General features: G+C 43.5%; 7 protein-coding genes and 1 pseudogene. All 8 read left to right on the forward strand.

What is annotated here, in order from left to right:
• Positions 1-466 precede the first annotated feature (466 nt).
• Entirely contained in the window at positions 467-847 is a 381-nt protein-coding gene (locus tag V7K32_RS25365; RefSeq protein WP_334997147.1) for a hypothetical protein, read from the forward strand.
• A 154-nt stretch (positions 848-1,001) separates the two neighbouring features.
• Complete coding sequence (locus V7K32_RS25370) at positions 1,002-2,282, forward strand: S41 family peptidase (protein ID WP_334997149.1); 1,281 nt, start codon at positions 1,002-1,004, stop codon at positions 2,280-2,282.
• Between the two features lie 153 nt (positions 2,283-2,435).
• Positions 2,436-3,416, forward strand: a complete 981-nt coding sequence (locus V7K32_RS25375; RefSeq protein WP_334997151.1) for an RNA polymerase sigma factor, RpoD/SigA family — start codon at positions 2,436-2,438, stop codon at positions 3,414-3,416.
• Positions 3,417-3,787: 371 nt separating this feature from the next.
• Positions 3,788-5,320 carry an efflux RND transporter periplasmic adaptor subunit gene (locus tag V7K32_RS25380; RefSeq protein WP_334997153.1) on the forward strand — a complete coding sequence of 511 codons (1,533 nt, stop codon included), beginning with the start codon at positions 3,788-3,790 and terminating at the stop codon, positions 5,318-5,320.
• Complete coding sequence (locus tag V7K32_RS25385) at positions 5,317-8,439, forward strand: efflux RND transporter permease subunit (RefSeq protein WP_334997155.1); 3,123 nt, start codon at positions 5,317-5,319, stop codon at positions 8,437-8,439. Before V7K32_RS25380 ends, V7K32_RS25385 begins: the two co-directional genes overlap by 4 nt.
• A 180-nt stretch (positions 8,440-8,619) precedes the next feature.
• On the forward strand, positions 8,620-9,600 hold the full coding sequence (locus V7K32_RS25390) for a HEAT repeat domain-containing protein (protein WP_334997156.1): 981 nt from the start codon (positions 8,620-8,622) through the stop codon (positions 9,598-9,600).
• A gap of 189 nt (positions 9,601-9,789) precedes the next feature.
• Positions 9,790-12,912, forward strand: coding sequence for an efflux RND transporter permease subunit (locus V7K32_RS25395; RefSeq protein WP_334997158.1), 3,123 nt, complete (start codon positions 9,790-9,792; stop codon positions 12,910-12,912).
• 256 nt (positions 12,913-13,168) lie between these two features.
• Positions 13,169-13,415: pseudogene (locus V7K32_RS25400) on the forward strand (ABC transporter permease); the annotation flags it as partial.
• Positions 13,416-13,610 lie beyond the last annotated feature (195 nt).

The raw sequence follows: 13,610 nt of genomic DNA on the forward strand, positions 1-13,610 counted from the left end.
TTACAACTCAATGGTCTTTGTAACAAAACCATAGGTATTTTCCCAATTTTAGAGGTAAATAGGTGGAGAAGACAGAAGGCTTAGAGATGGGCGCTGTTGAGATGAAACTCTCTTTTCTATATAGCGAATCTGTCTTTAGTATTGGTAGAGCCGTTCCGACTAATTAATTGTTTCTAAATTAGGAAAAAAGTCACAATAATTTAAGTACTTTTTTACTGGTAAGGTTAGGAATTATAGCTCATGTGTAAACTAACTCTAGCTTTTAAGATTAGCTTGTGTGAGTAAAACAGCGACTTTTTAAACATTTTATAAACAGTTAAGTAGGTAGACGTAATTAAACATAAGAAAAAACCTCACCCTCAATCCCTCTAGTTCGGAGAGGGAAGCCGGAGGCAGGGTGAGGTTTTATATTTAATTCGACCCACTTACTTATTCGTATTACACAGAACAAAAACAAGAGAAGTAAATGATTAAAAAACAGATAATTTTACCAACCCTACTATTTGCAAGTATCCTGATTGGAGGAATGACAGGTTGCAGCAGTTCTAAGTCTCCAGATGTATCTCAAGGGAATGACTCAGGGACAAAGGTAGCTGATACTTCTACGACAAATTCGGCATCGAATACGCCAGAACGCGCCCAGAAACGCGAAGAAGTTCGCAAGCAAGTTGAGGCAGTTCTGACCCCTGATCAGGTAAAGGAATTGTCAACAAAATTACAGCAAGGTGAAAAAATGCGTAAAGCAGTGTTCAGCCTGAATCTCACGGCTGAACAAAAAACTAAAATTCAGGATATATTTAAGACTGCCTATCCCCACCGCAAAGGGCAATCCCAAGGTAACTCCTAGTAGTTTTCTTAAAACAGAATTCAGGAGTCAGTTGTCAGAATGGGCTACGCCTGGCTACGCTAACAGAAATAATTATCTGCGACTGGGGGTATTCAATCCTTCGTTGATTACATTCTGAATTCTGTATTTTGTATTATTCTTCAAGAGTTAAAGCATGTTTAAACATAAATTGTTCGTCAAGATAGAACTCGCCGTTATCTCAGCAATCCTTTTAGGAAGTAGTTTTTCCGCTTCCAAAGCTCTAGGGAAACCCCAAACTAGCCCCCAAAGAATGGTGGATGAGGTGTGGCAAATCCTAGATAAAAATTATGTTGATGTCAGCTTTAACCATCAAGATTGGAAAGCAATTCGCCAGCAGTATGTTAGCCGTTCCTATAGTTCTAAGAAAGAGGCTTATGGAGCGATTCAAGAAATGGTGGCGAAATTAGGCGATCGCTACACACAGTTTTTCGACCCACAAGAATTTAAAGCCCTAAATAACGACATTTCTGGCAACCTCAGTGGCGTAGGGCTGGAACTTGCACAGAATGAAAAAACTAAAGCCTTAACCGTTGTCGCCCCGATCGCAGGAACGCCTGCTTTTAAAGCGGGTATTTTGCCAGACGATGTAATTGTCCAGATTAACGGTGAAAAAACTCAGGGGATGAAAATTGACGATGCCGTTAAGCGGATTCTCGGCCCCGTCGGAACCAAGGTAGTACTCATGATTCAACGCGACAATAAATCGCAAAGTTTCCAACTTACCCGTGCAAATATTGCTATCCATCCTGTAACTTACAACACGCAAACAACAGCAGCAGGTAAGATTGGTTACATTCGTTTGCCAGAGTTTACACAAACTGCTCCCGCACAGATGCATCGGGCAATTCAAGCATTAGAAAAACAGCAGGTGCAGGGCTACGTTTTGGATTTGCGTTCCGATCCAGGTGGACTGCTGGATGCGAGTTTGCAAATTGCCAGTATGTGGTTGAAGGAAGGGGCGATCGTCTCTTTGGTAAATCGAGATCAAGTTAAAGAGAGCTACAACGCATCGGGACATCCTCTCACCGACAAACCCCTAGTGATACTGGTTGATAAGGGATCTGCTAGCGCCAGCGAAATTCTATCGGGAGCGCTGCAAGACGATCGCCGCGCCACCTTAGTAGGGACTCGCACTTTCGGTAAAGGTTTAGTTCAAGCCGTAGAGCCACTAGAGGATGGGTCGGGGCTGAAACTAACGATCGCCAAATACTACACACCCAAAGGTCGAGATATCAATCATGTCGGCATTGCCCCAGATATTAACGTGGCGTTAACCCAGGCACAACAGAAAGCATTAGTGCAAAACCAAACTTTGGGGACATTAGCCGATCCTCAGTATGCTAGCGCCGTTGCTGGACTGAGCAAATTGATTCAGTCCGGGGACAATCATCTGAGTTTACAGCGTGGGAAATAAGTATACGGAGCTTTTGACAATATCTCTTATCGTCAACAAGTCATGATAATTTGTAATTCGTAATTCGTAATAGAGCCTATGAATTACGAATTATTCGGTGCTGTTTTTCCTGAATAAAAAATACCCTAATTAATAGACAGAGGCTAACTCAATATGAGTAAGTTAACATTCCCAGATACCAAAGCTATTAACACAACCCAAGCATCTCAATTTACAACTGATACAGTCCGTGTTTATCTTCAAGAAATTGGACGGATACCTCTGTTAACCCACGAGCAAGAAGTTTTTTTTGCCCAACAAGTTCAGCAGATGATGAAAATACTTGCTGAATCAGAAAAACTGACTGTTGAATTAAAGCGTACACCCACACTGCCAGAATGGTCTAACCAGGTGCAGTTAAGTGAACAAGAACTACTTCAGCAGCTAAATCAAGGGAAAAAAGCCAAGCAGAAAATGATTGCGTCTAATCTCCGGCTTGTGGTGTCAATTGCCAAGCAATATCAGAGACGTAACTTAGAGCTAATGGATTTAATTCAAGAAGGTACATTGGGTTTGGAGAGAGGAGTTGAGAAATTCAATCCGGCTCTAGGATACAGATTTTCAACCTACGTTTACTGGTGGATTCGTCAAGGAATTACCAGAGCGATCGCCCAGCAAGGACGATCGATTCGATTACCCATTCACATCAACGAAAAGTTAAACAAAATTAAGCGCGTTCAGCGAGAATTATCTCAAAAGCTGGGACGTATTCCCACCACTAATGAAATTGCTCATGCACTTTCTTTAGAGCCTACTCAGATTAGAGAATTTCTCCTTTTATCTCGTCAAACTATCTCCCTTGATCTGAAAGTGGGGTCAGATAAAGAGATAAAACTAGAAGATTTAATAGAAGATAGCAGATATTCTGAAAATGGCTATACTAATGAGCAATATCTCAATGATGAAGTTGAAAGCTTATTGTCAACTTTGTCGAGACAACAACAAGAAATCTTAAATTTGCACTTTGGATTGACAGACGGACACGAATTTACTCTAGAAGAGATTGGTCGGCGAATAGGTATTAGTCGGGAAAGAGTTAGACAGATAGAAAAACAAGCTTTACAAATTCTATATCGGCAGTTAAATAAGTCATAAACAAATACAAAGATAAGTAAATATCAAAGAAAATTGTGGGAGCATCTCAAATATGCAAAAAGCTTGATAGCCCTCATCCCCTAACCCCGAATCCCATATGAAGGGATTCGGGGAACTAGAATTATGTCTCCCCTCTCCCATCTGAAGGGAGAGGGGTTGGGGGTGAGGGAAAAGATTTAAGCACTCATTGGGATGCTCCCAAAATTGTAGGTTGGTAGAACATTCGTGTTACCCAACAAAGTTACGGAAGTGTTGGGTTTCGTTCCTCAACCCAACCTACATAGAAGTTGAATTTTAGGCTTAACTAAACTGGATTGAGTCATAAACAAACACAAAGATAAGTAAATATCAAAGTACTATTGGAGGTTCTGATGAACCATGAAATTGAAAGTTCTAACGAGAGTTTGACAGACAAAAGTATAGAACCAGAGCTACCGCGATCGCCAAAAAAGAAAAAGATTAGGTTGGTAATATTGGGGGTGCTGTTGCTGGCTGGGTTAGGTTTTTTTGGTGTCTATGCAGGTGCAGCCAAGTCAGACAAATCTGAAAAATCTGGGCGTAATCGGCAGCAAGTGACACCTGTAACCGTGGCAATGGTGACACAAAAAACGGTTCCGTTACAATTACAGGCGATCGGTAATGTGCAAGCGGGGTCTACGGTAGCGATTACGCCCCAAGCTAGTGGGCGGATTGTTGGAGTTTATTTCAAGAAAGGTCAAGATGTGAAAAAGGGACAACTTTTGTTTACCCTGGATGACCGATCGCAAGCTGCTGCAATCCAGCAAGCTCAAGGAACTGTAGCAAAAGACCAAGCCTCGGTACAACAAGCTAGAGACGCATTAACTAGAGATTTGGGTCAGGTAGATCAAGCTAGAGCCACTTTAGTCAAAGACCAAGCCTTAGTGCGACAAGCCCAAGCGAATTTAGCCAAGGATCAAGCGCAAGCAGAATTTGCTAAAGGACAGAGCAATCGCTATGGTGCATTGTACCAGAAAGGCGCTATCAGTTTAGATCAAGCACAGCAATACGTTTCCAATAGCAAATCGGCTACAGCAACCCTACAAGCAGATCGAGAAGCGATCGCTAATGCTGAGGCTGTTTTGAAAAGCGATCGAGTGGCGCTGACTAATGCTGGCGCAGTTGTCAAAGGCGATCAAGCTGCGATCGCTAATGCTCAGGCTGTTGTAGTTTCCGACCAGGGAGCATTAAACAATACCAAAGTGCAATTGTCTTACGCCAAAATTTATGCCCCGATTGATGGTCGCGCTGGCAATATTCTGGTGACTCAGGGCAATGTGGTACAAGCTAACAGCACAACTCCATTGGTAAACATCACCCAAGTTCGCCCGATTCAAGTTGCTTTTTCCATTCCCGAAACAAATCTGCCCCAGGTACAAAAGTATATGCAGAATGGCAAGCTGAAGGTAGATGTGACCTTCCCGGATAATGAAGCTCATCCCTTACCAGGTGTTTTGACATTTGTCAATAATACGGTTGATAATACCACGGGAACAATTCAATTGATTGGCGACTTTGATAACACTCAGGGACATTTGTTTCCCGGTCAATTTGTCAACGCAACGCTAACACTGACTGAAGAACCGAATGCAACGGTTGTTCCTTCCCAAGCCGTGCAGAATGGCCCCGATGGACAGTTTGTTTTTGTAGTTAAGCCAGATATGACGGTAGAAAACGTTCCAGTTACAATTAGCAGCACCATTCAGGGGCTAGATGTAATTCAGAAAGGACCGCAACCAGGCGATAAAATTGTTACCGATGGTCAAGCGAATCTCGTTTCGGGTAGCAAAATCCGCATCAAAACAAGCGGCAATAACTCGAATGCCGATGGAACATCGAGAAGAGGAAGAGGGGCAGGGGACAGGCAGCAGGGAGGTGAATCATGAACCTCTCAGAACCATTTATCCGCCGTCCAATTATGACGACTCTGGTGATGGCGGCGATTTTGATTTTCGGTTTCATGAGTTATCGCTTGCTGCCAATCAGCGATTTACCAAGTGTAGATTATCCCACAATTCAGGTAAGTGCTTCCCGACCGGGAGCCAGCCCGGAAACGATGGCAGCCTCGGTTGCCCGTCCTTTAGAAAAGCAATTTTCCAGTATTGCTGGACTCGATTCGCTCAACTCAACTAGCACTCTGGGACAGACTCAAATTACCCTGCAATTTAACCTGAGTCGGAATATTGATGATGCGGCGCAGGATGTGCAAGCCGCAATATCGGGAGCATCGGGGCAAATTGCTAACGATTTACCCAATCCTCCCACATACAGCAAGGTTAACCCCGCAGATCAACCGATTCTTTACCTTTACCTGGATTCTCCCACACTGCCCCTTTCCCAGGTAGATAATTATGCCGAGACTTATCTGGCGCAAAAGCTATCTACAATCAATGGAGTAGCACAGGTAGCTGTCTACGGTTCCCAAAAGTATGCGGCTCGAATTCAACTCGATCCGCAGCAATTGGCAGCGCGGCAAATTGGACTAGATCAGGTGGCGACGGCGATTCAACAGGGTAACGTCGATTTGCCCACCGGCAGTCTTTCGGGAAATCACAAGAATTTTACAGTCCAAACCAACGGGCAACTCCAGGATGCGGCTGCTTATCGCCAACTGATTGTATCTTACAAAGATGGAATGCCCATCTATCTCAATCAACTAGGCCGGGTCGTTGACAGTGTAGAAAATAACAAGGTAGCAAGCTGGTACAACAATACTCGCGCCATTATTCTCACCATTCAAAGACAGCCCGGAACCAATACGGTGCAAGTCGTAGACACGATTAAGAAATTGCTCCCTAATTTGCGAGAACAGATTCCGGCATCCGTGGAAATTGGGATTCTCTATGATGCGTCTCAGTCAATTCGAGATTCGGTAGATGATGTCAGATTTACGTTGATTCTGACGATCGCTCTAGTTATCTTAGTGATTTTTATATTTTTACGGAACCTATCGGCGACAGTGATTCCCAGTTTGGCGTTACCTGTTTCGCTGATTGGCACCTTTGCGGTGATGTATTTGCTGCACTACTCACTAGATAATTTATCACTGATGGCGTTGACCCTTTCAGTGGGTTTCGTAGTGGATGATGCGATCGTTATGCTAGAAAATATCGTCCGTCATATCGAAATGGGGGAACGTCCCCTAGAAGCGGCGTTGAATGGGTCCAGAGAAATTGGTTTCACAATTCTGTCAATGACCCTTTCCTTAGTTGCAGTTTTCATCCCCATGTTATTCATGAGTGGAGTGTTAGGACGATTATTTCATGAATTTGCTGTAACGATCGCAGTTGCAATTCTGGTATCTGGTTTTGTATCTTTGAGTCTGACTCCCATGTTGTGCAGCCGTTTTCTGCGTCCTGTGGATCATGCTAATCAAAGTCGTTTATATCAAGCCTCCGAATATGTCTTCGATCGCTTCCTGGGTTTATACGATTGGAGTCTCAAAAAAGTCTTAAAATATCACCTGACCACGATGATTTTATCAGCCGTGCTATTGGTGGTGACAGTTGGGTTGTTGGCGATCGTTCCCAAAGGCTTTATTCCTAGCGAAGATACCGGACAAATTACAGGCATTACCCAAGCAGCCCAGGATGCATCCTTTGATAATCTTGTCCAGCATCAGCAGACAGTTGTTAACCTGATTCGCCAAAACCCAAACGTCGATGCAGTCAACTCAAATATTGGGGCTGGATCTAGTGCTAGTGGCGGTGGGGCAGCAGTTGCAGCCAATTCCGGCAGTTTGTTCATTCGGTTAAAAGAGCGATCAGAGCGCCAGCTAAGTGCTGATGAAATCGTTCAACAGTTGCGAACCCAACTCGCTACTGTTCCCGGCATCCAAGTATTCTTACAAAATCCCCCAGCCATACCTATCGGCGCCGGGCAAAGTACAGGACTTTATCAAATCGCACTTCAAGGCTCTGATGTCAAGCCCCTACAGGAATATGTTCCTCAACTTGTTCTAAAGATGAAAGCCTTGCCAGAACTCCAGGATGTCAACAGCAATTTAAAGTTTGCTTCCAAAATTCAAATCGATATTGACCGCGATAAAGCCTCAACTTATGGGATTACTGCCCAACAAATCGAAAATACCCTAAAAAGTGCTTACGGTTCTTATCAAGTGTCAACCATCTATGCAGCCACCAATGAGTATCAGGTAATTTTGGAATTAGTACCCCAGTATCAGCAGGATATCAACGCTCTGTTGACATTGTACGTTAACTCCAGCACTGGAGTTGCAGTTCCTCTGAAGACATTCGCCAAACTATCTCAGGGAGTCAGCCCGTTAATGGTCAATCATAACGGTAGGATGAATGCCGCCACTATTTCCTTTAACCTCGCTCCCGGTGTGTCCTTGGGAAATGCCAACGAAGAGATTGAAAAACTGATTAATCAGGTGATTCCTGCTAGCATTAGCAGCAGCTTTCAGGGCGCAAGTCAGGTATTTCAAAGTTCACTACCGAGTTTGGGTTTATTGTTAGCGATCGCCATTCTCGTAATTTATCTGATTCTGGGCGTTCTCTACGAAGATTTCATTCACCCAATTACAATTCTTTCCGGCTTACCCTCAGCAGGATTTGGCGCATTATTAACGTTGATCATATTCCATGTTGAACTCAACGTTTACTCCTTCATCGGCATAATTTTGTTAGTGGGTATCGTCAAGAAAAACGGGATTATGATGGTAGACTTTGCGATCGAAGCCCAGCGAAATGAAGGGAAAAAACCCTCAGAGGCAATTTATCAAGCCTGCTTAGTCCGTTTCCGTCCAATTATGATGACCACAATGGCAGCATTAATGGGAACGTTACCCATAGCGATCGGATTTGGGGCTGGTTCCGAATCCCGCCGCCCTCTTGGGATTGCAGTTGTAGGGGGACTGGTGTTTTCTCAGATATTGACCCTGTATTTAACACCCGTATTCTATATATATATGGAATCGTGGCGGAAGAAGCTCAGTCAAGTTAAATTCCGGCGAGTATTTTCATTTTCAGGCGAGCGATCGTGATGTTTAACTTTTTTAAACGAACCGCTCCAGACGCAGAGGACACAGAGAGTTAAGAAATTTAAATGTAGGGTGCGTTAGCTAAAAGCCTAACGCACCGTCAACAATTCAAGGTGCGTTAGCTAAAAGCATAACACACCATCTTTCTGATTTTATCAATTACGAATTACGAATTAAACACTTATGTCAGATATTAAAGATGCATTAGATCGAATTGATTACTGGTTCAAAAAAAATCATCCAGCAAAGATTGCATCATTGGCATCAGGTTTAAGTCCATTAGAAATAGATAATGTGTTGAGTAGCCTATCTTTTAAAGTATCTCAAGAAGTTCAGGAAATTTATGAATGGTCAAATGGATACCCAATGGATGGCTGTGCAGATGATTGGATCTTTGATTATATGTTCCTTTTAAGTTTAGATTCAGCAGTGAAAGAGGCTCAAACTTGGGAAGATGAACATGAAGAAATAGCCCTGATGTATAAGTATGCAGGTAAACCTATCTTGCCAGTCTGCATGTCGGATATCGAGTTTTTAGCAGTTGTCGCAACGGATGATGAACAAACAACTTCTCCTGTAGTTCATATCTCCGAAATTGTAGAAATTTCACTGCAATACGCCAATTTAACAGCTATGATGTTAACCCTAGCAGAATCTTATGAAACTGGGGGATTGTTCATTGATTGCAAAGGTTACATAGAGAAAGATGAGAAAAAATATGCTGCTGCATATCGAAAGTATAATTCAGGAATTACAGACTTAGCTCTCGAAAGATTTCTGAAAATATTTCCTGAAGATTCCTCTTGGAAACCCGTACAACTACTTCATGGCGACCTATATATGAGCAATAGCTATGGAATAGAAATTCTATCAAGTAATCTGAAAACTAAAGTAGTTAATACTCTTGTTAATCTGCTGCAAGATGAAAAACATGATTCAGGATTTTCGGTAGTACTAGTACTCGAAGAACTTCGGGCAGTAGATGCATTAATTCAAGGACTTAAACACCCTAGGAAATGGGTTCGGAGTAGGGCGGCGTTTGCTTTAGGAAAAATCAAAGCATTTGAGGCTGTGGAGTTTGTATCGCAGCTTTTAGAAGATCCAGATCCAGTTGTTCAAGAAGCAGTTAAGGAGGCGTTAGAGATGTTTAAAAATCAGAGATAAAACCGTTGTATCTATCACACATTTATCAAACTCACGTTGACATTCTATCTCAATACAGTTCAGCTAAACATTTCTTCCTTCTCTTTCTTCTCTTCCTTTGCGCCCTCTGCGCCTAGAAAGGTTCGTTTAAAAAAATTGAATTTGACAAATTAAGCCTTAACCTCACCACATTTCTGGGAGAACACACTCATGAACCTTTCAGAATTCTTCATCCGTCGTCCAGTCATGACCACCTTGGTAATGATGGGTATCCTTATCTTCGGTCTGATGAGTTATCTACTATTACCCATCAGTGCGCTACCCAACGTTGAATATCCTTTTATATCTGTCTCTGCTAGTCTCCCTGGTGCCACCCCAGAAACAATGGCTTCTTCAGTCGCCGCACCCCTAGAAAGACAGTTTACCGAAATTGCCGGACTAAATTCATTCAATTCCACCAGTTCCACAGGTAGCACTAACATCTCCCTACAATTTGACTTTAGCCGCAGAGTGGAAGATGCCGCCAAAGATGTACAGGCGGCCATCTCAGCCGCCGCAGGACAACTGCCAGCCGGAATGCCTCACCCCCCTACGTACCGCAAAGTTAACCCGTCTGTCTCGCCAGTTCTCTTTCTCTATATGTATTCTGAGACCCAGCCAATCTCGACAGTAGATGAATACGCGGAGGTAACAGTTGGTCAGCCAATTTCAATGATTGATGGTGTTGCTCAGGTACAGGTCTTTGGTCAACAGCAATATGCAGTCCGCGTCCAGCTTGACCCGCGAGAGTTGGCATCGCGGGGAATTGGTCTAAGTCAGGTAAAAACTGCAATTCAACAGGGAAATGTCAACTTGCCAACCGGCAGTCTCTCTGACACTTACAAAAGTTATACGATTCAGGCGAATGGTCAACTCACCGATGCTGCTAGCTATCGCCAGCTAATTGTAACTTACAAAAATGGTGCTACCGTGCGGCTCCAGGATTTGGGACAGGTGATTGATAGTGAACAAAATGTCAAAGTCTCGAATTTGTATAGCGATAACAAGGTGACAAACCGTCATTCTGTTGTTCTGGCTGTACAACCGCAGCCCGGAGCTAACACTGTAAAAATTGTTGATGCCATCCAGGAACTTTTACCTACACTCCGCGAACAAGTTCCCAAATCCATTGAGATGGGGATTATGTACGATCGCTCCCAAACCATCCGAGCCTCTGTCAACGATGTAAAGTTTACCTTAGTTCTCTCGGTTTGTCTAGTAGTATTGGTAATTTTCTTATTTTTACGTGACATAACAGCTACCCTAATTCCCAGTTTGGCGCTACCTGTAGCAATCATTGGCACTTTTGCTGTAATGTATCTGTCGGGTTTCTCCCTAGACAACCTTTCACTCATGGCGTTGACCCTCTCCGTGGGCTTTGTCGTGGATGATGCGATCGTTGTATTAGAAAATATCGTCCGTTATCGGGAAATGGGCGAATCTCCCCTAAATGCGGCATTGAAGGGATCAAAAGAAATCAGCTTCACCATTTTGTCAATGACCCTCTCCCTAGTGGCGGTGTTCATCCCGATCATGTTTATGAGTGGAATAATCGGTAAATTATTCCATGAATTTGCCGTGACGATCGCAGTGGCAATTTTGGTTTCGGGTTTTGTTTCCCTCAGTCTTACCCCCATGTTGTGCAGTCGCTTTCTGGGTTCACATCAGCAAAGACCAAATCTGCTGTATCGAGTTTCAGAACGGGCATTTGATTTACTACTGCGGGGATATGATTGGACACTCAAGCCCGTCTTAAAATACCGGCTGATGACACTGATTGGTTCTGGTATTCTGCTGGTAATGACTGTTTATTTGTTCGTCATCGTTCCCAAAGGATTTATTCCTACGGAAGACACCGGACAACTAATGGCGAACACCAAAGGAGCGCAAGATATTTCTTTTGATGATATGCTACGTCACCAGCAAACGGTTGTTGAGATTATTCGTAAAGACCCCAATATTGAAGCAGTTAACTCGACTGTGGGTGCAAGTGGCCCTAACGCATCGGTCAACTCCGGGCGAATTACGATTCGGCTCAAGCCACGTTCTCAACGTCAACTGAGTGCTGACGAAATCATTCAAGAACTAACTCCCAAGTTAAGACGTACAGTTGGGATTAAAACATTCCTGCGCTCTCCGCCAGCTATTCCCATCGGTGGGCAACAAACTAATTCTACTTATCAGTTCACGTTGCAGAGCTTGAATTTACAAGACCTGCGTCAATACGTTCCAAAACTTGTAGATAAAGTCAAAACCCTACCAGGACTCCAGAACGTTGACAGCGATTTACAACTCAGCACTCCCCAAATCCAAGTCCAAGTTGACCACAACAAAGCCGCAACCCTTGGGATTACCGCCCAACAAGTTGAACAAACCCTTAGCGCTGCCTATGGTTCCAGCCAGGTTTCTACTATCTATACCCCAAATGACCAATTTTATGTAATCTTAGAAGTTAAACCGGAGTTTCAGCGAGATCCTAGCGCCCTCTCACTACTATATGTGCAATCGAGTACTAAAAAACTGGTTCCTTTGAGTGCGATCGCTAATATCACTCAAAATGTCGGTCCCCTCACCGTCACTCACGTTGCTCAACTCCCTTCTGCAACTATCTCTTTTGACACACTTCCAGGAACATCTCTAAGTCAAGCTACACAAGCCATCAAGCAAGCAGCCAGTGAGTTGCTACCCTCAACAATTACCCCCAGCTTTCAGGGTTCAGCCCAAACCTTCCAACAGTCCTTCAACGATTTAGGCGTGCTGTTGTTAGTGTCGATTTTAGTCATCTATCTGATTCTCGGTATCCTCTATGAGGATTTCATTCATCCAATCACCATTCTTTCCGGTCTACCGTCGGCGGGTTTTGGTGCATTATTGACGCTGCTGATTTTCCAGGTTGATTTAAATCTTTACTCTTTCATCGGCATCATCCTGCTAGTGGGTATCGTCAAGAAAAACGGCATTATGCTCGTGGATTTTGCAATTGTTGCCCAGCGAAAGGAAGGGAAAAATTCCTTTGATGCCATCTATGCTGCTTGCTTGATTCGCTTCCGCCCAATTATGATGACGACGATGGCAGCTTTAATTGGCACACTCCCCATTGCTCTGGGAACAGGAGTCGGTTCAGAAGCGCGTCGTCCTTTGGGGATTGCGATCGTTGGTGGATTGGTATTCTCTCAGATATTGACTCTCTACCTGACTCCAGTGTTTTACATTTACATGGAGGCATGGCGGAAAAAGCTTAGTACACAAAGTAGAAAAATTGAAAAAAAGCATCTGCCAGCAGTTAAAAGTTAATAAACTTCCGCACTTTTTTGTCCCCTGGAGGAGTCGCTCAGGCTATGGGAGGAGTTTTAGCGTTGATTGCTACTCCTACCCGTCCACCCAAACCTCCCGGAAAGTCTCCAGGCTGGACTCTAAGAAAAACTTGGCTATTTCAGGCAAGACGCATTGCAAACATTGATAGATAAATATCCTAATATTAGCGATCGCCTCTTTGCCCTGGCATCATACTTGCGTTAATCACAGCCTTCCTCTTGTGGGTATTATTAGTGCGATCGCGGCTTTAATTTTTGGTAGATGGCATCCTTTAGGTAGTACTTTGGCTTGTTTTTTGTTTGGTGCTACAAAAGCTTTACAGTTACGAATTCAAGCACTAGGTGCAAATATTCCTTATCAATTTTTAGTTATGTTACCACTGTGCGTTCGCTTTATTTGCATTAGTAGGATTAGCTAGTAAATCTATACCGCCCCAAGGGTTAGGTGTTCCTTATTCGCCAGAAAATCAGCAAGACAATTAAGAGAAGCTACGGTAGATGTTTTGCGGAGAGGGGCATTCCAAAGCTTGGTTTTAGGGACTGACAAATAAAAAAATGTTCCAAAACTGACGCAAAAACTCTCTCTATTTCTTCTCTCTGCGTTCTCTGTGCGGCAGTCGCTCATGGGGGAAACCCCCAAGACCGCGCTGCCTTGTCTCTGTGGTTCGTTTATTGGAA

The sequence above is a fragment of the Nostoc sp. genome, assembly GCF_036917635.1.
In the GTDB taxonomy this organism is placed as follows: Bacteria; Cyanobacteriota; Cyanobacteriia; order Cyanobacteriales; family Nostocaceae; genus Nostoc.